We start from the raw sequence: 21,299 nt of genomic DNA, 5'->3' as shown, positions 1-21,299 counted from the left end.
GCGCTCCATGCTGACTAGACATAGTCGCCACACGTCAATAGGGATTGACGCTATACTGCTACCTCCCCCGGTTGGAAAGGGGGTTAACAGTATAGATTAGCACGGAGAGTGGTTCACTCGTCGAACAAGAGCGAGAACAGTTTCCGCTCGCCGGCCCGGACGTGGCGGTGGACAGTCGGCTGTGAGACGTCGAGGATGTCGGCGACCTCCTCGCCTGTGCTCTCGCGGGGCCACTCGAAGAACCCCGCGAAGTGGGCCGTCCGGAGCACCTCCTCCTGTCTGTCGGTGAGATTGTTCTCGAACGCCGAGTGGAGTTCCTGTCTCGTCCAGACGGGGTCGTCGTGTTCGCGACGGGCAGCGAGCTCTGCCTGCTCGAACCGCCGTTCGAGCAGTTCGATCATCGATCGCGGCTCGACGTTCTGCGGACACCGGACGACGACCCGCCCCGTCGACCCCTCCATCGAGACCGTCTGCGGGAGCGCGCCGCGTTCGAGGAGGTTCGCGAACAGCGTCTCCTCGGCGACGGTGCACTCGAACAGCAGTTCCTCGTCGCGGTCGGCGACGAGCGTGAGGTCGCTGACGTCGAGAGCCGTCGACCCGGCGTCCAGCACCGCCTCGGCGCTCGCACCGCGGACGACGAAGAAGAGGTGAAGGTGGCCGTCGCTCCGCTGGACGACGTTCTGGTACTCGAACGTCGCCCCCAGATCTGCGACGAGCCGGAGCGGTTGGTCCAGCGGGTCGGCCACCTCGAAGTCGAGTTCGACCGAGCGTTCGCTTATCAGCGCTTGTTTCCGCTCGAGAGCGTTCAACGCGTGGCCGATGATCTCGCCGAGTTCGCCGAGCACCGTCTGCTCCATCCGGTTGAACACGTTCGGTTCGGAGGCGTAGAGACAGAGGACGCCGTAGAGCGTGTCCCGGTGGACGATCGGGACGGCGATACACGACCGGAACCCGCGTTTGAGCGCCGCCTCGCGCCACGGTTCGAACGGCGGCGTGCCGTGGATCGTGTTCTGGACCACGGGTTCGAGCGTGTCGACGGCGAGAGCGGCCGGTCGGCTCCCGTCGGCTTCGCTGTCCGCCGCGTTCAGCGTCGAGACGAACCCCTGCTCGTCGCCGGCAGAGACCCGCGGAGACAGTTCGCCGGAGACGACGTCTCTCGACCCGATCCACGCGAGCCGGTACGGGTCGGTCGCCGCCAACCGGTCACAGACCGCCTCCTCGATCTCTTCGCGCGTGGACGCCTGCGTGAGCGTCCCGGTGATCTCGCGGATGACGCCGTTGACGCGGCGGAGACGGTCGAGCGACTCGTTCTGTTCCTCCAGCGTGTCGCGCCGGTCGCGCAGCGTCGCCTCGCGGTCGGCCCGATCCAACGCCGACTGGACGCTGGCGCTGAGGATGTCGATGAGCGAGAGGTCGTTTTCCGAGAAGGCCGCCGGTTCGGCGTCGGCAGCGAGGAGAACGCCGTGCCGTCCCATCGGGACGAGCACCACGCTCTCGACAGTCGTCTCGCGGCCCAGTTCCGCCGACAGCGAGTCGTACACGCGCGGTTCGTTCTCGACGAACACCTGCCACGCGATGGCGTCGTCGCCGTCGACGAGCGCGTCGTCGATCGCCACCGCCTCGTCGGCGGTCTGTTCGCCGAAATAAAGCCGTCCCGACGGCTCGTCGTACCGGAGGATGATCGACGTCGACAGCGCCAGCACGTCGCGTGCGGCCTCGACGCCGATGTCGACGACCTCCTCGGGGGTCGTCGTGTCCAACAGCGTCTGCATCGTCCGGTTGAGCGCGGAGAGTTGCGCCTCGCGCTGCTTGCGCTCCGTCACGTCCCGGAAGTACACTGAGAGTCCGGTCTCGGAGGGGTAGGCGTGGACGCTGAACCACGTCTCGAGCGGCGGGAAGTACTCCTCGAAGCTCACCGGCTGCTGGGTCTCCATCGCGCGGCGGTACTCGGTCTCGAACGCCGTCCCGACCGTCTCCGGATACTTCTCCCAGAGCGACTTTCCGACGAGTTCCTCCGATGGGTTCGCGATGAGTTCCTCGGCCCGTTCGTTGACGAAGGTGAACTGCCAGTCAGTGTCGAGCCCGAAGAACCCGTCTGTGACGCGGTGGAGCACCTCGTCGAGTTCGGACCGGAGCCGTTCCCGTTCGGTGATGTCGCGGACAACACCGACACTGCCCTCCGATCCGTCTTCGAACGTGAACGGGGCGAACCGGAACTCGAGTTCGACCGTCCGGCCGTCCGCAGTCTCCATCGCGCTTCGAATCGTCCCGTCTTCGCCGGCGTCGAGCGACGCCTGCCGCTCGGTAGCCAACTCGTAGACGACCTCGGAGACCGTCGTCGCGTGCGCGCCGAGCAACTCCTCGCGTTCGTAGCCCGTGATGTCGGCGTACGCCTCGTTGACGGAGACGAACCGCCCGTCGCTGTCGAGGACGTAGACGCCGTCTTTCACCGTCTCGAACATCGACTCGTACTGTCGGAGCTCGTGCTGACGCCGCATCCGATCGATGGCGGTCGCCAGCACGTTGGCGACGCTCTGGACGAAGCTGACGTCGTGATCGGAGAACTCGCGGCGTTCCATGTCGTGGACGCCGAGGATCCCCCAGGGATCCGACATCGGGCCGATGAGGACGCTGATTCCGCTCTGGACGTCGTGGGAGGTCAGCAGTTCGGGACCGTCGATACGAGGATCGTTCTCGAAGTCGTCGACGACGATCGGTTCCTCGGACTGGAGCGTGTGTCCCGCCTGCGACGCCCGTTCGGTGCTCCCGACGGTGGCCTCGCCGACGAGTCCTTCGCGCCACCCGACGCCCGAGCGCAACAGCAGTTCCTCGCCGCTTGGCTGGAGGTCGAGCACCTTACAGTAGTCCGCGCCGAGCGTCTCCGCGACGACCTCGACCGCCTCGTCGAACAGCGTGTCGATGTCGTCGCCTTCGAGCACGAGTTGTCCGAGTTCGGCCGTGACCGTCTGTTGACGAATTCGCGCGCTCAACTCCTCCTCTCGCCGAATCCGCTCTGTGACGTCACGGACGACGCCGACGCGCTCACCGCTCGCCTCGGACGGCAACAGCGCGAACGTCCCCTCGACCGGGACGCGCTCTCCGTCGGCGGCCGTGAGACGGGTCTCGACGGTCGCCGTCTCCACGTTGCCGGCCCGGAGTTCGTCACCGGCCGCTCTGGCCACCTTGATCGTCTCGTCGTCGGTGACGAGCGAGACGTGTTCACCGAGCAGTTCCTCGCGCTCGTAGCCGACCAGTGACGCGTACGCGTCGTTGACGAAGGTGAACGTGCCGTCTCGGTCGACCGTGTAGATACCGTCCTGGACGGTCTCGACGATGGTCCGGTACTGTTCTAGTTCATGTCCGCGCTGTCTGCGCTCGGTGATGTCTTGGAAGTAGATAGAGAGGCCCGTCTCGGACGGATACGCGCTGATGCGGAACCACTCGTCGCCGACGCTCGACTGGGTCTGGAACGACACCGGTTCTTGCGTCTCCATCGCCTCCCGGAGTTTCGTCTCGATAGGGGTTCCGACAGCCTCCTCGTAGACGTCCCACATGACCTCGCCGAGATGGTCCTCCCTGCTCCCTTGGAGGTACTGCTCGGCCTGTTCGTTGATGTAGGTGTAGCGCCAGTCAGTGTCGACAGAGACGAGCACGTCAGTCACGCGGTCGTTGAACTGGTCGAGTTCCGACTTCAGATGCTCGCGTTCGGTCACGTCGCGGACGACGCCGACGCGACCGCACTCGCCGTCGCCGAGCGGGAGCAACGAGAGGTGTGCCTCGACCTGAATCGTGGTCCCGTCGGGTCGGGTGAGCTCGGTTCTGAACGTCGGCACCTCCTCGCCGCGTTCGAGCGCCGCCTGTACCTCCTCGGCCTCGGTGTGGACAGCGTCGTTCGTCACCGTCGTCGCGTGCGCACCGACGAGTTCCTCGCGGTCGTAACCGGTCAGTCGCTCGTAAGCTTCGTTGACCGCGAGGAACCGTCCGTCGGCGTCCAACGCGTACAGCCCGTCGTCGACCGCCTCCACCATCGCCTCGACGACGGACTGCCGGGCAGGTTCGACGGACCCCCCGTCCGGCGCGGGTGTCGGCACGGCGGGCGTCGCCGCGACGAGCGAACGGATCCGTGCGCCGAGTCGGTAGGGACCGCCACTCTCGGAACGGAACACGACGTCCGTGCCGGTGTCTCGAGCGGTCCGGACGGCGTCGGCGGTGTCTGCGGCGGTGTACAGCACGGCCGGGACCTCCGTGACACCCGCCAGGAAGTCGACGCCGGCGACGCCGCCCGCGTCGTCCTCGGCGACGATGCAGTCGACGTCGTCGCGGTCGAGTCGGTCTCTCGCGCTCTCGACAGACGTGGTGACGTCGACCGACAGCGACGGAAACTCCGCTGTGACGACCTCGAGGAAGGGGGCGGCGGTCTCCCTGTCCGCCGCGATGTAGAGGACGCTAGTCGAGAGATTCATCTCTACCATCGTCGAAGTGCTCACCCTATAACACAATTACGTCCCCAGGGAGCAACCGGAGCACATCCAGCCAAGAGCGCCCACGTAATGGACGCCCCGTGGTCGCGTGGACGGCCAACATGCCGGAATGCTGCGGTTCGCACGCAGGGTGTGAACCGCACGTCCGCCTTCGAAGGGAGAAAATACAGCTGTGCTGGGAGAAGATATCTGTCGAGAGAACGGACGGCGAAAGCGAACGGGGAGAGACGACGGTCGGCCGACGCGCCGCCGGCCGCCGTCAGTGTCGGCGGCTACGCGCCTCTCTGATCTCGGATCCGTCTCGGAGTTTGTCTTCACAGTGTGGACAGACGCGCGGATGCTCTGACCCGTTCGGCGCGAACACCCGGACGTAGCTCTCAGTGACAAACGAACCACAGTTCTGGCATTCCGGCATGGCGAGTACAGTCTTACGTAGGTTACACGTTAAGAGTTATGACCGTTTCACTCGCTTCCGATCGTTTCGACCCATACTGTTTTGGGTCTATAGTAGATATCTGATAAGACGGGTTCGAAATTACGACGCAGTCCATTGATTCTCCTCACCGTCTATTGGGACACAAACTACATAATGGGCCGTCGTGTTTATCAAGCCAATGAGTCGGGAACAGGACCGAGTCTCGACCGGCGTTGCAGGTCTCGACGAGGTCCTCAACGGTGGTTTCGTTCCGAATCGAACCTACATGGTACGTGGCGAGCCGGGAGCGGGAAAGAGCATCCTCGGGATGCACTTTCTCACGGCGGGTGTCAAGAACGACGAGAACGCGCTGTATGTCAACCTCGAGGAACCGACCGACGAGATCAAGCAGAACGCGAACTCGCTCGGCATCGACGTCTCGGGGGTCGACTTCCTCGACCTGAGTCCGGACTCGGAGTTCTTCGTCGACAACCTCTCGTACGACATCTTCGCACCCGACGAGGTCGAAGACGAGTCGCTCACGAGTCGCATCTCCGAGCAAGTCCAGGACGTCGCCCCGGACCGTATCTTCGTCGATCCGATCACCCAACTGCGGTATCTGTCGCCCGACGAGTACCAGTTCCGCAAGGAGGTGCTCTCGTTCATGCAGTTCCTCAAAGAGCAGGGCGCGACGGTGCTCTTCACCTCACAGGACACCCCCTCCGCACCGGACGACGACCTGCAGTTCATGAGCGACGGTATCGTCCACCTCCGTCGCGTCGAGAAGGGTCGGGTCGTCTCCGTCCCGAAGTTCCGCGGGTCGAGCATCAAAGACGGCGACCACTCGCTGCGCATCGACGAGGGGGGGATCAGCGTGTTCCCGAAACTGCTCCCCGAGATGTACGACAAGGAGTTCGCCAACGAGTCGATCACCTCCGGCGTCCCCGAACTCGACAAACTGCTCAACGGCGGGCTCGAACGCGGAACGGTCACCATCGTCTCCGGGTCGCCCGGTGTCGGGAAGACGACGACGGGCGTCCAGTTCATGAAGGAGGCCGCTGGCCGCGGCGAGCGCTCCGTCGTCTACTCCTTCGAAGAGGCGAAGAACACGCTCGTCCACCGGTGTGAATCGATCAACATGCCCGTCAGCGAGATGACGGACAAGGGGACGCTCGCCATCGAAGAGGTGGAGGCGCTCCAGCTGTCGGCGACGGAGTTCGCCCACCGCGTCCGCGAGGAGGTCGAAGAGAACGACACCCGTATCGTCATGATCGACGGCGTAGAGGGGTATCGGCTCGCACTCCGCGACGAGGACGAGGACATCATCAACGAGCTGCACTCGCTGTGCCGCTATCTGAAGAACATGGGCGTGACGGTGATCCTCATGAACGAGATGCAGACCATCGTCGGCGAGTTCCAGCTCACACAGGAGGGGCTCAGCTACCTCTCGGACAACATCGTCTTCATCCAGCACATCGAGATGGAGTCGGAGATGCGAAAGGTGATCGGCGTGTTGAAGAAGCGCACCAGCGACTTCGAGCGACACGTCCGCGAGTTCCGCATCACCGAGTACGGCCTCCAGATCGGGGAACCGCTGCTCGGACTGACGGGGATCCTCAGCGGTAACCCGACGTGGGTCGACCTCGAGGACAGAGCGGACAACCAACAGTTGACCGAGCGCCAGCAGCGAGGACGGACGGGCGGTCGGTCGCCACCGTTCAGATCAAACCACTCGTCGGGGATGGAGCACCGACGTGACGGTTGGGACGCAGAGTAACCAATGACCGACATCCGGGCACGGAGTGCGGTCGGAAGCGAAGGTGACCTCACGGGGGTCGCCGACCTCCCCCGAAACTGGGTGACGGGACGGAGGCAGTCGCGACTGGAGGGTGAATGAGTCGCATCCTCCTGTTCATCGGGAAAGCAGAGAACCGGCGACTCCTCGCGGAGTGGCTGGCCACGGAGTACGACGTCGTCGAAGGACGTCGACCCTCGGACCTCGATCAGCCGTTCGACCTCTGTCTGATGGATCGCGTCGCGATGGAAGAACACGACGAGGCGCTGATGGAGCGGAAGCAGCGGGAGAAACCCGTCTTGTTGCCGTATCTCCTCGTCATTCCAGAGCGACAGCTCGAACGGTACGGCTCGAACGTCTGGCAACAGATGGACGGCGTCGTCCGCGACCGCGTCGACGAGCTCATCACCACGCCGATCAAGAAGGCCGAACTCGAAGGGCGGCTCAAGAACCTGCTGAGCTCCCGCGAGCTGTCGCTGCAGCTACGCGAACAGCGCGAACAGTACCGACGGCTGCTCGAGGTCGCCCCGGAGACCATCGCGACGGTGAACAAGCGGGGCGAGATCGCCTACCTCAACAGCCGTGGTGCGGAGCTGTTCCACGTCGACAACCCCGAGGCGGTGTACGGCGAGTCGCTGTTCCAGTACATCCACGAGGAGGACCGCGACTCCCTGGAGACGATGGTCGCCGGCGTCGACACCGCCCAGGAGCAGGCCGGCTTCATGGAGGGACGGTTCCTCGCCGACGGCGACGTCCGGTACGTCGAGGTGGGGGCTGCACCCATCACCTACGAGCAGAAGCCGGCGGTGCAGCTCATCATCCGCGACGTCACCAACCGTCGCCGTCGCGAGAAGGAGGTCGAACGCCAGCGCGACCAGCTCGAGAAGCTCAACCGGTTGAACGCCGTCATCCGGGACATCGACCAGGCGCTGGTGCAGGCGTCGAGTCGGGAAGAGATCGAACAGACGGTGTGCGAACGGCTCGTCGCCGCCGACCGTTACGTCTCGGCGTGGATCGGCAACGATCAGGCGACGAGTCGGGAGATCACGCCGCGAGCCTCCGCCGGGAGCGTCGACGACTACCTCGAACAGATCGAGGTGACGGTCGGCGGCGGTGCGACCGGCGAGGGACCGGCGGGGAAGGCGCTGTCGACGCGGGAGGCGTACGTCATCCAGGACATCGAGAGCGACCCGACGTTCGACCCGTGGCGCGAGGCGGCGATCGAGCGCGGCTACCGCTCCTCCATCGCCGTCCCGCTCGTCTACGGCGAGACGACGTACGGTGCGTTGAACATCTACGCCGACGAGTCGTACGCGTTCGACGCCGACGAACAGACGGTGCTCCGCGAACTCGGCGAGACGATCGGTCACGCCATCAACGCCGCCGAGAACAAGAAGGCGCTCTTGACCGACCGGCTGAACGAGCTCGACTTCCAGATCAGAGACGCGGATCCCTTCCTCGGCAGCGTCTCCGAGCGACTCGGCTGTACGTTCACCTACGAGGGGATCGTCTCCGAGCCCGGCGGATCGTATCTGGAGTACTTCTCGACGCCCTGCGAGGACACCGACGGCATCCTGGCGATGGCGACGGCGTCGGACCACGTCGACCACGTCCGTCTCGTCGGCGAACACGACGAGGAGGCGCTGTTCGAGTTCGTCTTCACGCACGATCTCATCGTTCGTCTGTTCGGCGAGCTCGGCGGGAAGGTGACGGAGCTCACCGTGGAGGACGGGATGCACGTGGTCACCGTCGAGTTTCCCTACAACGCGGAGCTCCACACCATCGTCGAGTCGCTCGACGCCACGTACGACGAGGTCGAACTCCTCGCGCAGCGCGAGACCGAGCGGCCGATGGAGTCGCGACAGGAGCTGTGGGCGACGTTCCGCGAGAGCCTGACCGAACGCCAGTGGAGTGCGCTACAGACGGCGTTCTACGCCGGCTTCTTCGAGTGGCCGCGCGCCAGCACGGGCGAGGAGGTCGCCGAGTCGCTGGGTATCTCACCGGCGACCTTCCACGAACATCTCCGGGCCGCCCAGCGAAAGCTGCTCTCGGTGTTGCTCACCGAGTGAGGAGCCAAACTGTTTGGGCATTCTTCTTTTGATGATAGTCCGTATCTAGATGATGATGGACCCTGCGTTCGAATCCGGGCAGCAGGACGGCGCGGCGGTGTCGGCTGGGACCACACCGGACGATCTCTCCGCGGACGTCCTCGATCGACTGTTCGACATCTTCGCCGGCGAGGGGGGACAGAGCGGGAGCGGTATCGGCCTCGCTATCTGCGAGAAGATCGTCGACCACCACGGCGGCAACATCTGGGTCGAGTCGACCGTCGAGGAAGGGTCGACGTTCTACTTCACGCTCCCCGAGGACGAGGAGTCGCCCGCGGGGTGACGCTCACCCCGGCGGACCGGCCGCTGACGGGTGAGGCGACAGAGCGGGGCGAGAACGGACGGGACTGGGAGCTACCGCGCTGTGAAACGGCGACGGATTACAGGTAGCCGAGGTCGGCGAGACGGTCCTCGACGCCGTCGTCGGCGAGCGCCGTCGTATCCGAGGACTCGTACTCGGGGTAGGTGTCCGGGTCGACGTCGTCGACGGCGGGGAGGACGCGACCGTCCATCCGGTCGCTGTAGGGGATCCCCATCGCGGCCATGATCGTCGGCGCGACGTCGAACAGGTGGGCGTCGGAGACGTCGGCTGTCGCGTCGATCCCTTCGCCCGTCGCGGCGAAGATGCCGGCGAGTTTGTGGTTCCACGTCTCCGTCGGCGGCGCGAAGTAGCCGCCGAGTACGTGTGCCGAGAGGAACTGCTCGAAGTCGTTCGGGACGAGCACGATGTCGACCGCCTTGTCGTCGTAGGGGCCGTGGAAGTACTCCTCGCGCGGGGCGACGTCCTCGAACATCGGATCGCCGTCGGGCGTCGACACGCCGCGGAGCAGCTCGATGAGCTCCGCGCGCACCTCGTCGTACTCCGCCTCGGAGACGACGCCGTTCGGTTCGCGGCCTTCGAGGTTGATGCGGACGCCGAGTTCGGTTCGGGCGCGCATGTACGCCTTCGAGTTCGGGAAGTCGACCTGTTCGGAGGCCGTGCGTGTGATGTTCTCCGGGGCGTACTGTTTGACGATGGAGTCGAGGCCGAGTTTGCGGAGGCCGTGGCCGACGCGGTCGGCGGTGAGACCGAACTTGGCCGCGCTGGCGGCGATGCGTTCGGTCGTCGACGGCTCCCACGTGTCCTCGTCTTCGCCTTCGCGCAGTTGGTTGCGGATCGGGTTCCACGAGGGCATCCCCTTGCCGCCTTTCGTCGTCTTCACGAACCCCTTGTCGCGGAGATACTCGTTGGCGCGGAACTCGTACTTCTCGTAGGGGCCCATGCCGTGGTCGCTGGCGACGAAGATCCGTTTGGGGTCGAACTCCTCGATGATCTTCCCGATCTCGTCGTCGGTGGCGCGGTAGACGCGCTCGACTTTCTCCTCGTCGCCCTCGAACTCGTGGAAGACGGTGTCGGTCTTCTGGAACTGGACGAATCCGAAGTCCGGCTCGTGCTTCTCGGCGAGGTAGCGGAACGCACCGCCGCGCATCCGGACGAGCGTCTCGTACTCGTCCATCTTCGCTTCGTCCGACAGCGAGTCGTCGCCGCGGGCGTACTTCGGGTAGACCCGGTACTCGCCGAGCTCCTCGCGGAGTTCGTCGAGCGTCCCCTCGGGGTGACACTGCGGGTCCTCGGGGCCGATGAACCCCGGGACGACCGCGCCGTCGATCTCCTCGGGCGGGTGCGTCACCGGGACGTTGACGACGACGCTGGACTTGCCGTGCTGGTCGAGCAGCGACCAGATGGAGTGTTCCTTGACGTCCTCGCCGCCGACGACGCGCCAGTCGTAGCCGTCGTAGTCGACGAAGCCGTAGACGCCGTGTTTGCCGGGGTTGACACCGGTGTACATCGACGGCCACGCGCTCGGCGTCCACGGCGGGATCTGTGACTCCAGCGGTCCGCTCGCGCCGGACTCACAGAGTTCACGGATGTTCGGAATCGCCTCTTCCTCGTACAGACGCTCGAACACGGGTAGACAGCCGGCGTCGATGCCGACGAGCAGCGCGTCCATCCTGTCGTCGTCGGTCATCGACGCTCACCTCGCTCGGTCGTTGTCGGTTGCTTCGACCCGACGTCAGCGAGCGTGTCCTGCCGCGCCGTAGGCGTCCCCTCCGCTATCATCATGTCTGTCGTATGTATGTCACTCATTTAATTATGCCTCCGATAAGCCGGAGACCGCTGTCTGGCGTGTGATACACCGAACCGGTAGGCAGTCGTTTCGACGGCATCAGGAGCCACCACCGCTCGAACCCGCGGTCGTACACATCGTCACCTCGCCGTTGGTGTAGGTGACGTCGCGCGACCCACTACAGGCCTGTTGTTCGGAGAGCGACGGCTGGTAGGAGAAGCCGAAGCCGTCTCTGACGTAGGCCGCCCCCTGCTGTTGGTAGTCGCGGTAGACGACAGTCTCGTTCGCCGTCGACGCCGACCCGTTGGCGACGGTCATCGGCTTCGTCGGGACGTCCTCGCGTCTGTCGAACACCGTCTGATACGGGTGGTCGGTGTGGAGCGGCCGTTCGGTGGTCGCGGGCTGGATGTCACCGATGGTGCTCGTGGCCGCTAGTTCCGCGTCGGTGTAGCTGTAGCGCGTCTGCGTGTCGGCGAACGGCGGGGAGTCGAGCGTCCCGTGGCTCGCGACCGCGGTCACCGTCGGGAACGCCACGGTGAAGATGAGCAGCACGATCACGGCCGTCCGCGGCGTGAGGTTCTTCACGAGGAACGCGACGCCGAGTGCGGCGATCACCGCCATCGGAGCCGCGAGGAACGCGAACCAGCGCCCGGGAACGAACGTCCGGATGCCGAAGAGCGGGAAGCCGAAGACGAACACCAGCATCGCGACGGTGGCGACGACGCCCGTGAACGTCGCGTGGGAGGCGTTCTCCCGCCGGAGCACGTACATGCTACCGACGATCGTCAACAGGAGCAACAGTAGGAAGCCCGCCACGTCGATGTACTGGACGAGCTCCTGCATGAGCGTCATCCCGCGGTCGGGACCGGCGGCCGCGCCACCGGTCCCCCCGTCGGGGCCGGCGAGTGCGAGGAAGCCGGCCGAGGAGTCGATCGTGTTCTGCAGGTAGCTGAAGATGGTCGCGAGGAACGTCCCGCCCTGATACGGCGTCAGCGACCACATGAAGGTGATGAGTCCGAGGTCGAACGCGATGAGCCCCGAGAGGTTCACCGTGTCCTGCGGGCTGAAGTCGAGTGCGTTCGACATCCGGGGGTTGAACAGCCCGAAGCTCAGGGCGAACTGCGCGAGCAGCCCCGCCCCCGTGAACACCAGCATGATGAACGCCGATATCTGGTGGGTCAGGATGACCGCGACGCTGAACACCACCACGAGGACGAAGTCACGGAGCTTGTAGTCGAGATGGAGGACGCGGGTGAGGCTGTAGAGGATCGCGAGGAAGAAGATCAGCCCCAGACTCGTCGGGATGAGGTGGATCCCCCACTCGACGACGTGGCCGATCATCGCGTATGCGGCCGCCGCGAAGACGGCCCAACGGACGCCGACGAGCAGTTTGGTCGTCGAGTAGACGAACAGCACCGAGATGGGCATCGCGACCGCAAGCGAGAGGAACAGCGCCTCCCTGACGCCGAGATCGAACAGCAGCGCCGCGCTGGCGACGAGGAGGTGGAACAGCGGCGACGCGAAGTACTTCCGGTTGGCGATCGGGTCGAGCGACTGCGTCTGGTAGATGGCCGTCGTCCAGTTCGAGACGTGCGACCAGACGTCGATCCCGACGTAGCCCGGCGACGTCATGAGCGCAGTGAGCCGGACGACGAGCCCCAGAAGCACGACCTGGGTGAGGATGAGCGTCGGCGAAAACTCCCCGTCGTCGGTGAAGAACACCTGTGCCATGATCAGCATCCCGGTCATCGCGGCGACGTCGTAGTAGAGCAGCGTCCGGTTGCCCTGGAACGTCGCCAGCGCGACGAGCACCGCTATCCCGACGACCGACAGCGACGGCAACAGTCGTGCGGCCTTCGGTGTCAGCGTGGCGATGGTGCTCTCGCTCTCGGTCCGCGAGGCGAGCAAGTACAGGACGGAGGCGACGCCGAGCACGAGCGGCAGCGTCTGGATGTACACCTGCGAGGCGAGGAGCTGGAGCGGCAGCATCAACACCGCGGCGAGCAGCCCGCCGACGGCGCCGATGATGTCGAGTCGGCCGCTCTTCAGCATCCCCAGCAGCGAGTTCGGTGTCTTGTGGCTCATGGTGAGATGGGGTTAGTCGGTCGGCGTGCGTCGCTCAGTCATCGTCCGCCGTCGCGGCGTCCGCGGCGCCGTCTCGCTGTCCGGCGGGGACGTCCGCGTCGGACGCGACGTCGTTGACGGCCATGCTACCCGCGACCGCCTGGTCGTCGATCAGCACCTCGTTGTCGCTGTTGGCCTCCATGTCGAATACCATCGCGAACAGCAGGAGGGCGACGCCGAGGAACAGCGACAACGCCCAGCTGCCGGACTCCGCCTTCCGCTTGCGGAGCGAGGCGACCGCGCCGCCGACGGAGACCGCAGAGACGCCGGCACCGAAGTAGTAGAGGAACGCGGTCGGGTTGAAGTCCTTCAAGAGGTACTTGCGGTTCAACCGCCAGAGGAAGTTCCGCAGGAGCATGAGCGACACCTTCGGGATGTACTCGTCGTACTCGATATGGCTCTTCCAGTCCTCCTCGTCGTAGACGCTGTCGGCGGAGTGAGCGACGTCGGCGACCCGGAGGTTCTCCACGTTGAGCTTCACCAGCAGGTCGTTGCAGTAGCCGTAGTACTCGTACATGTCCTCGATGGGGGCCTGCTGGAGCGCCTCCTTCGAGATGGCAGTGTAGCCGTTCTGGGGGTCGGCGATCTTCCAGTACCCGCTGGCGATCTTCGTCAGCAGCGACAGCACGGAGTTACCGACGAGTCGGAACCGCGGCATGGCGTCGAGGTCCTCCTCGCGCATGAAGCGGTTCCCTTTCGTGTAATCTGCCACGTCGTCGACGATGGGGTCGATGAACTTCGTCAGCACGTCGGGGTCCATCTGCCCGTCGCCGCCCATCACGGTCACGACGTCGACGTCGTCGTCCAGCGCCGCGAGGTAGCCCGTCTTGATGCCGCCGCCGACACCGCGGTTCTCCTCGTGCTGGATCGGGACGACGACGTCCTCGAAGTTCGCCGCTTCGGCGGCGTGTTCGTCGTTGTACGCCGCCGCATGTTCCTGTATCTCCTTCCACGTGTCGTCCGTCGACCCGTCTTCGACGACGTACGCACGGTCGACGAAGTCGGGGAACGTGTCGATGACGCCGCCTACGTAGCCTTCCTCGTTGTACGCGGGGACGACAATGCCGATGGTGTGTTCTCGGTACATGGTGATGCGTGGCTCTCGTAGGTCCGTCTGCTCTCCCTATGTGCTTTATAATACACCGCCTAAGTATCGAAACCGGGCGATAAGAACTCCATAGTGCCGTCAGACCGTTGCAGAGTCCGTGTGAACGGATGACAGAGACGCGTTTCCGAGCCGTCGGTCCCGACCGTCTCACTCCCCTCAGATGACGTCCGGTTGCACCACGCTGATCCACTCGCGGCCGTTCCAGACGGCCGGCCCCCAGAGTGCGTCGCCCGACCCGTCATGGATCCCCATGTCGCCCCGGTGGGCACCTTCGACGGCGCGGAGGTCGTCCTCCTGGACGTAGCCGTCGCTACGGAGCCGCTCGCAGTCGTCGAACTCGAGGAACGTCGTGTCGTCGAGCGCACAGTTCGAGGGACGGTGGACGTCGACGTCGCGAGCGTCGCGGACGAGGAGGAAGCAGCTCTCGTAGTTGCGGTACGTGCAGTTCGAGACCGAGGCCTGCGGCGCACCGTTGACCGCGACGCCGATCGTAGAGCGGTCGAGGCCGTTGGCGAAGTTGCGGGCGAAGTTCCCCTGGAAGTAGCAGGTGTCGCAGGTGAACCCGGGTGCGGACGCGGAGACGTACACCTCGATCGGGTACTCCATCGCAGTTCCGTTCCCCTCGAAGTAGACGCCGCTGAGGAGTTGGCTACAGCCGCTGCGGGCGTCGACGCCGTGATTCCCGTTGTTCTGGACGGTCCCCCCGATCCACCGGCAGGAGTAGCCGCGCAGTTGGACGCCGTAGGCGTCGTTGAACTCCGAGTGACAGCCGAAGAACGACATGCTGTGCGAGCGAGCGTCGGTGTTGAGGCGGAACCCCGTGCCGCCACAGCCCCACACCATCACGTTGCGGAAGGTGGCACCGAACGTCCCCTTGAAGCCGGTGTCGTCGGTGTACCCCTCGACGGAGACGCCGTGGGAGTTCGTCCCGTAGACGACGATGTCCTTGTACGACGAGTAGGGGGCGGCGCGGATTCTGAGGCCGACGTTGCCGCCGACGATCTTGAGGTTCTGGACGATCGGGTTGTTCCGGTAGTCGTTCATCCCGCGGCCGAGCACCTCGACGACGTTCTCGTCGACGTCGCCGGCGTCGATCACCGACCCCGAGGGGTGGCCGCCAGTGAGCAGCACCTCCTTCTCCTCGTAGTTCAGGACGATCGGAAACTCCTCGCCGGCCTGCTGTGCGTCGTACGACGAGTGGACGTAGACGACGTCGCCGCTCCGGGCGTCGTCCCACGCCTCCTGGATCGTCCGGTAGCCGCCGCGGCCGACGACGAGTTTCCCGCCGAGGTTCGCGATACCCGTCACCGAGTCGATCCCCGCCGCGTCGCCGAGCGCCATCGGCGCGTCGGACGTCGCGCTTGCTCGTCCGCCGACCGAACCGAGTAGCGTTGCCGCACCCGCCGCGCTCATGAACGTCCGGCGGTCGATTCCGTTCTCTCGTGTCTGCTGTCTGGTTCCCATTCGGGTTCTATCTTCCCAGAACTCCTGTCAACGTGTCAGTGAAAACTAACAGAACGGTTAGCGGGAGAGTCACCCGAGAGTAACTCGCTTAGGTGGCTGGTAAGCCGCGAGCGGAGCTCTCGCTCTCGGGAGTACGGTGACCTTATCAAGCCTATAACAATACCTATCAGGCTCTCAGTGTACGTAAGAAAAACCGTGGTGAGGCGCAACGACGACGACGTCGAGACGATGGTCGCGGCAGTGAACCTCATCTCGAAGAAGTGGCATCCGGTCATCATCCAGTCGCTCCTTCGGGACGGCCCCCTCCGGTTCAGCGAGCTGAAGCAACGTCTCGACATCTCGGCAAAAGTGTTGACGGACAGTCTCGACGACCTCGTCGAGAACGAACTCGTCAACCGTAACGAGGTGAACGAACTCGTCAACCGTAACGAGGTCAGTGAATCGCCCCGCCGCGTCGAGTACGACCTGACCCGACACGGTCGAGACATGCAGTCGGTCATCGACGCGTTGTCCGACTGGGGAGCGGAGCATCTGGGAGAGGACACCCGGCCGGTGGTGTTGGTCGTCGACAACGATCCACGGCTGGTGACGATGCACGCCAGTTGGTTGGAAGACGAGTGCCAGATCGAACGCGCCTACGACGGCGAGGAGGCGCTCAGAAAGCTCACCGACGAGATCGACGTCGTCCTGCTCGACCGGCGGATGCCCGGACTGTCGGGCGAGGAGGTGCTCGACCGCATCCGCGATCTCAGACTGGGGTGTCAGGTCATCATGCTCAGCGCGGTCGAACCGGACTTCGACATCCTCGAGATGGGGTTCGACGCCTACATCGTCAAGCCGGGGGCCAAAGAGGAGCTGAAGGAGGTCATCGCCGACGTGCTGGCACGGAACGCCTACGACAGCGAGGTACAGGAGTATCTCGCGTTGAGCGCGAAGCGGGCGGTGCTCCAGGCCGAGAAGACCGAGGGGGCGCTCCAGCGCGACGACCGCTACCGGCGCGTCGAGGCTCGGCTGCGCGAACTCGAGTCGAGCGTCGACGACGCCGACGAGGAGTCGGCGGTCCGCGACGTACAGGCACTGTTGAACATCTCCTGAACACCGAGAGGGTCCAGAGCTACCGATGTCATCCGACACCGAAGTCGACGTCCTGTTGTTCACCGCGACCGGCGACGGAGCGCTCGCGAACGCGTTCGACCGCGCCGACCGCTTCGACCTCGCCGTCGCCACCCCGACCGACGCCACACTCGATCGACTGCAGAACGGGGAGGTGCCACCGCCGCAGTTGCTGCTCGTCGAGTTCGAGGGCGACGGCGACGGGATGGAGCTGCTCCAGTTGGTGAACGCCGACGAAACGCTGCGACGACTCCCCATCATCACCATCGGCGACACGCCGAACGCCCGTGAACTGTCGTACGACCAGCGCGCGAACGCTCACGTCGAACGGCCCTCCGACCCCGATGAGTTCGACGAGGCCGTCGAGCGAATCGAGTCTTTTTGGGTCCGCGCCGCAACACTGCCGCCACTCACCGATGATTCCTGACGACATCACCTCCTCCTCGTCGAGGACAACCCGGGAGACGCCCGCCTGCTCCAGGAACACTTCCGGGACGCGGAACACCCCGTCACCGTCGTCGACGACCCGGACGACCACGCCGAGCCGTCGAACGAGGGTGTCACGCTGTACCACTGCGACCGCATCACCGACGTCGAACCGCGGCTGGCGGCCGTCGAGTTCGACGTCGTCCTGCTGGATCTGAACCTCCCAGGGATCCACGGGCTGGAGACCGTCGACTACGTCCGCGAACGGACGGAGACGACCCCCATCATCGTGCTGACTGGGGTCCCCGAGGAGCGACTCGGCATCGACGCCGTCTCTCACGGCGCACAGGACTACCTCGTGAAAGACGAGGTGACGCCGGAGGTGCTCATGCAGGCCATCCGGTACGCCATCGAACGGAAGAAGACCGAGGAGACGCTCCGGCAGCAGGCCGAGGAGCTGCGCATCCTCAACCAGCTGACCCGCCACGACATCCGTAACGAGATGACGCTCGTGGTCGGCCGGGCGCGGGAGCTGTCCGAGCACGTCGACCACCACGGCGAGTCCCAGTTGGAGGAGATCGTCCGGACGAGCAACCAAATCCTCCAGCTGACCCGCGGCATCGGCGACATCGTCTCCTCGGTCACCGGCAGCGAGGCGGCCGACCTCGCCGACGTCTCGCTGCAGTCGGTGCTCGAGTCGGAGATCGAGAGCGCCAGACAGCTGTACGGCGGAATCGTCGTCGACGTCGACGGCGAGATCCCGCCGGTGGAGGTCCGGGCGAACGACCTGCTGTCGTCGGTGTTCGCGAACCTGCTGTCGAACGCCATCCTCTACAACGACAAGGAGACGCCCGAGGTGACCGTCCCGTCGAGACCGACGAGAGCCGCGTCGTCGTCTCCGTCGCCGACAACGGCCCGGGTATCCCCGACCGACGGAAGGAGACAGTGTTCGGCGAGGGCGAGCAGGGGGCCGAGAGCAGCGGGACCGGGATCGGCCTCTACCTCGTCAAACAACTCGTCTCACAGTACGGCGGCGACGTCGGGGTCGAGGACAACCACCCCGAGGGGGCGGTATTCTACGTCGAACTCGAACGGGTCGAGTGACGACGAACGGACGGGACGACTCCCGGACCGCTTTACGCGGGCGATAATAAAGCCGCCCCAGCGTCTACTACCGTGTATGAACGCGCGAGCACGACGAACGACGGGGTGGACCGCGTGAGCGAGCGACTCGACGTCGGCTTCGTCCCGGCGGAGTGTCCCGGTGCGCCCGGGTCGGGCGCGGTCGAGACGTCGACGCTCCTCATCGAGCGACTGTCCGAACACCACGACCTGACGGTCTACGTGTCGAGTCAGATGGACTCGGCCGACGCGGAGCTGCCCGCCGAAGACCGCGTCGAGTACGTGCTACACGACAACCTCTCGAAGCTCCCCCACCCCATCGCCGCGAAACACGAGGCGCTCCGCGAGGAGCTCCCCGCGATGGAGCGCCACGACCTCGTTCACTCCTACTCGTCGGCGTTCATCCCGCTGCTCGCCGAACTCGACGTGCAGACGCTGTCGACGCTGAACTCCTATGTGCCGGTCTGTCCGAAGGGCGACATGATGTACCACGGCGAACGGAAGTGTTCCGGCCCGTCGCCCGGCAAGTGTGCGAGCTGTATCGCCACGACGGCGGTCAAGCGCCGGCAGGGCGTCGAGCGCGAACTCCGCGCCAGCTACTCCTCGCTGGGGAAGATCGACCTCGTCCGGAAATCGATCGAGCGGGCGAACGAGATCGACGCCTACCACGCGCTGTCGCCGCATCTCAAGGAAGACTACGACGCGCTCGGGTTCCCGGGCGAGCGGACGACCGTCATCCCGCACTTCTACGACGAGGCGTTCCACCGCGAGGAGCCGGACCCCGACGCCGGCGTCGACGACGGCGACCCCGTCACGCTGCTCTACGTCGGTGCGTTGCAGGACATCAAGGGGCTGCACGTGCTCATCCCCGGCCTGGCCGAGATGCGCAAGCGCGGCCACGACGTCGAACTCGAGATCGTCGGCGCGGGACCGTACGAGACGCGGCTGAAGGAACTGGCCGACGAGGAGGGTGTCGCCGACGCCGTCGACTGGCTCGGCTACGTCGACCACGACGACCTCCCCGACGTCTACGACGAGGCCGACGCGTTCGTCTACCCGGGACTCATCGACGAACCGTTCGGGCGCGTCGTGCTGGAGGCGCTGTCGATGCGAACGCCGCTTCTCGTCTCCGACGTCGGCAGCATGGACTTCATCGTCGGTGACGCCGGCGAACCGTTCGAGGCGGGGAACCCCGCGGCGCTCGCCGACGCCTTCGAGCGACTCGTCGCCGACTACGACAACCACTACGCCGCTATCGACGAGGAGCTCCCGCGGTTCGCCCCGGAGACGATCATCGACAAGTACTCTGAGCTGTACCGCGAGGTCGCACGCGAGAAGCGCGTCGTCACGCGGTAACGACGACGGACGAGAAAGAGAGCGGGAGAGCAGTTCGGATCACGTCTCGCGACGCGGGGGCGTCAGACGCACGGGCGGGGCGTGGACGGACGGAACGGTGAGCTGAGGGAACGAAGCCGACCGCGTCAGCTGGGGAACTCGTTGCCGTAGCCGTCGTAGGAACCGGCGACACCCTCGTAGACGGTGCTCCAGTAGAGATCGACGTCGCCGCTGGCGACTTTGAGTCCGTCGTAACCGTCGTAGGAGCGGGCGGTGGTCTTCGAGACGACGTTGCCGTTACCGTCGTCGACGATCGGGTGGTGCGTCGACTCGTAGCTCCCCTTCGAGACGACGCAGTCGTCGGCGACGAGCGCGAGCGCGCGGCGGTAGCTCGGTCCGGGCTGTTCGACCGTGTTGCTGTAGAACCGCGAGCCGTCGCGTTCACAGCGGATGGCGTTTCGCCCGCCGGTCGCGCCGGAGGCCTCGCCCGTGACGGTGCACCCCTCGACGAGCACGTCGCCGTCACCGGGTTCGATGTCGATCGCCTGTCCCGGACAGTGCATCTCGATGTGGACGTCTTCGATCTCGACGTCGCCGCAGCCCTCCGAGACCATGATGGCGGCGTCGTTCGACTCGTCGCTGGCTCCGAGCGTGATGGAGGTGTTCTCGATCTTCGCCGAGGTACACCCCGGCATCACGGTGATGGCGTGGCCGTTCGGCTCCGCGAGGATGATCTCGCAGTTCTCGATCCAACAGTTGGAGCCACCGTCGAGACGGATGCCGCGCTGGTTGTTGTCTCGGCTCCGAGCGTGGTCGACGACGACGGTCGCGTCCTGGACCGTACTTCGGTGGCCGTCGAGACGGATGTTCGCGGAGTTGCTGTTCTCGAACCGACCGCCACGGACGACGACGCGCCCGTCTTCGCCGGAGTCGTAGAGCCCGTTGTCGGGGAAGCCGCCGATGACGCAGTCACGCACCCAGAGCTTGCCACTGTGGTACGGGCTGACGATGAAGCCGGTGGGACCCCACCTGACGTCGGGGTTGCCGTCCTGCTCGGTGTCCTTCGTCCACGCCCCGCCGTCGGGCATCCGGACGCGGTCGACCGCGCCGATGCTATCCTCGTCGACGATGTCGACGAGCATCGGGCCGTGAGTGCCGGCGTCGTGCTCGCCGACGAAGTCGATGTCGTGGATGTAACAGTCGTTGACCTGCGCTTGAATCGCGCGGAGTCCGGTGTTGTGCGCACGGAAGTCGAAGGTGAAGTAGCCGATACGGAGCCAATCGCCCGGTGCGTAGTGGGTGCCGAGTTTGAAGATGCGATGTTCGCCTTCGAACTCGTCGGCGGGAGCGGGGACGATGGTCGCGTCGTCACCGATCAGCCAGAGTTTGTCGAAGCCGGTGAACCGGATCCCCTCGTCGATGTAGTACTCGCCGGGCGGGAAGTAGATCTTCCTGTTGTCGTCGAGAACGTCGTCGAGAATCGGAGTGATAGAGTCGCCACCGGTGTTGTCCGCACCGGCGTCGACGATGTTGATCGTTTCGTAGGAGCTGTAGCTCGCCGAAGCGCGTTCGGAGAAGACTGCAGCACCGAGTGCCGTCGCTCCGACCGTGCCAAGGAAGGATCGACGACCGAGCGTTCGAGTTGAGGTCTGTTCTGAGGTCTCAGGCATAACGCAGTTCTGAGACAGTAGCTTTTATTG

The 21,299-nt window shown here is 65.1% G+C and carries 15 protein-coding genes and 1 pseudogene; 7 read left to right on the top strand and 9 right to left on the bottom strand.

Translation table 11 applies throughout. The features are described from left to right. Nucleotides 1–113: 113 nt before the first annotated feature. Nucleotides 114–4,463 (bottom strand): PAS domain S-box protein, encoded by a 4,350-nt coding sequence (locus BSG17_RS22170; protein WP_170864916.1) that lies wholly within the window; start codon nucleotides 4,461–4,463, stop codon nucleotides 114–116. 277 nt (nucleotides 4,464–4,740) lie between these two features. Then, nucleotides 4,741–4,896: a DUF7563 family protein gene (locus tag BSG17_RS28990; protein ID WP_449271723.1), complete on the bottom strand. Its 156-nt coding sequence runs from the start codon at nucleotides 4,894–4,896 to the stop codon at nucleotides 4,741–4,743. A 199-nt stretch (nucleotides 4,897–5,095) separates the two neighbouring features. On the opposite strand from BSG17_RS28990, the gene BSG17_RS22165 reads away from it, so the two are divergent. The 3 genes from BSG17_RS22165 to BSG17_RS22155 all read left to right on the top strand — a co-directional run bounded on the left by BSG17_RS22165 (nucleotide 5,096) and on the right by BSG17_RS22155 (nucleotide 9,082). Then, on the top strand, nucleotides 5,096–6,673 hold the full coding sequence (locus BSG17_RS22165) for an ATPase domain-containing protein (RefSeq protein WP_089827571.1): 1,578 nt from the start codon (nucleotides 5,096–5,098) through the stop codon (nucleotides 6,671–6,673). 116 nt (nucleotides 6,674–6,789) lie between these two features. Then, complete coding sequence (locus BSG17_RS22160) at nucleotides 6,790–8,760, top strand: bacterio-opsin activator domain-containing protein (RefSeq protein WP_089827570.1); 1,971 nt, start codon at nucleotides 6,790–6,792, stop codon at nucleotides 8,758–8,760. A 49-nt stretch (nucleotides 8,761–8,809) separates the two neighbouring features. Further along, a complete protein-coding gene (locus BSG17_RS22155; RefSeq protein WP_089827569.1) occupies nucleotides 8,810–9,082 on the top strand; it encodes an ATP-binding protein in 273 nt (90 codons plus the stop codon). Nucleotides 9,083–9,179: 97 nt separating this feature from the next. On the opposite strand, the gene BSG17_RS22150 is transcribed toward BSG17_RS22155, so the two are convergent. The 5 genes from BSG17_RS22150 to BSG17_RS22135 form a co-directional block, all read right to left on the bottom strand. Then, nucleotides 9,180–10,808 (bottom strand): alkaline phosphatase family protein, encoded by a 1,629-nt coding sequence (locus tag BSG17_RS22150; protein WP_089827568.1) that lies wholly within the window; start codon nucleotides 10,806–10,808, stop codon nucleotides 9,180–9,182. After that, entirely contained in the window at nucleotides 10,805–10,927 is a 123-nt protein-coding gene (locus BSG17_RS28400; RefSeq protein ID WP_280141211.1) for a hypothetical protein, read from the bottom strand. Before BSG17_RS28400 ends, BSG17_RS22150 begins: the two co-directional genes overlap by 4 nt. A gap of 79 nt (nucleotides 10,928–11,006) precedes the next feature. Then, nucleotides 11,007–12,992, bottom strand: coding sequence for a glycosyltransferase family 39 protein (locus BSG17_RS22145; RefSeq protein WP_089827567.1), 1,986 nt, complete (start codon nucleotides 12,990–12,992; stop codon nucleotides 11,007–11,009). Between the two features lie 34 nt (nucleotides 12,993–13,026). After that, entirely contained in the window at nucleotides 13,027–14,118 is a 1,092-nt protein-coding gene (locus BSG17_RS22140) for a glycosyltransferase family 2 protein (RefSeq protein ID WP_089827566.1), read from the bottom strand. Between the two features lie 177 nt (nucleotides 14,119–14,295). After that, nucleotides 14,296–15,603: a hypothetical protein gene (locus BSG17_RS22135; RefSeq protein ID WP_089827565.1), complete on the bottom strand. Its 1,308-nt coding sequence runs from the start codon at nucleotides 15,601–15,603 to the stop codon at nucleotides 14,296–14,298. Between the two features lie 198 nt (nucleotides 15,604–15,801). Between BSG17_RS22135 and BSG17_RS22130 the strand changes: the two genes are divergently transcribed. Next, entirely contained in the window at nucleotides 15,802–16,698 is an 897-nt protein-coding gene (locus BSG17_RS22130) for a winged helix-turn-helix transcriptional regulator (protein ID WP_244531668.1), read from the top strand. Between the two features lie 28 nt (nucleotides 16,699–16,726). Here BSG17_RS22130 and BSG17_RS28075 read toward each other — a convergent pair whose 3' ends face one another. After that, nucleotides 16,727–17,377, bottom strand: a complete 651-nt coding sequence (locus BSG17_RS28075) for a hypothetical protein (RefSeq protein WP_244531667.1) — start codon at nucleotides 17,375–17,377, stop codon at nucleotides 16,727–16,729. Here BSG17_RS28075 and BSG17_RS28780 point away from each other — a divergent pair. The 3 genes and pseudogenes from BSG17_RS28780 to BSG17_RS22120 form a co-directional block, all read left to right on the top strand. Beyond that, a pseudogene (locus BSG17_RS28780) lies at nucleotides 17,282–17,482 on the top strand (response regulator); the annotation flags it as partial. The gene BSG17_RS28075 and the pseudogene BSG17_RS28780 overlap by 96 nt on opposite strands. Nucleotides 17,483–18,063: 581 nt before the next feature. After that, nucleotides 18,064–18,246 carry an ATP-binding protein gene (locus BSG17_RS28775; RefSeq protein WP_394327983.1) on the top strand — a complete coding sequence of 61 codons (183 nt, stop codon included), beginning with the start codon at nucleotides 18,064–18,066 and terminating at the stop codon, nucleotides 18,244–18,246. A gap of 114 nt (nucleotides 18,247–18,360) precedes the next feature. Continuing rightward, nucleotides 18,361–19,620 (top strand): glycosyltransferase family 4 protein, encoded by a 1,260-nt coding sequence (locus BSG17_RS22120; RefSeq protein ID WP_089827585.1) that lies wholly within the window; start codon nucleotides 18,361–18,363, stop codon nucleotides 19,618–19,620. A gap of 125 nt (nucleotides 19,621–19,745) precedes the next feature. On the opposite strand, the gene BSG17_RS22115 is transcribed toward BSG17_RS22120, so the two are convergent. Then, nucleotides 19,746–21,269, bottom strand: a complete 1,524-nt coding sequence (locus tag BSG17_RS22115; protein WP_089827564.1) for a right-handed parallel beta-helix repeat-containing protein — start codon at nucleotides 21,267–21,269, stop codon at nucleotides 19,746–19,748. Nucleotides 21,270–21,299 lie beyond the last annotated feature (30 nt).

Origin of the sequence: Halogranum amylolyticum (genome assembly GCF_900110465.1) — an archaeon.
GTDB lineage: Archaea > Halobacteriota > Halobacteria > Halobacteriales > Haloferacaceae > Halogranum > Halogranum amylolyticum.
This window is presented reverse-complemented; position numbering and strand designations above follow the sequence as displayed.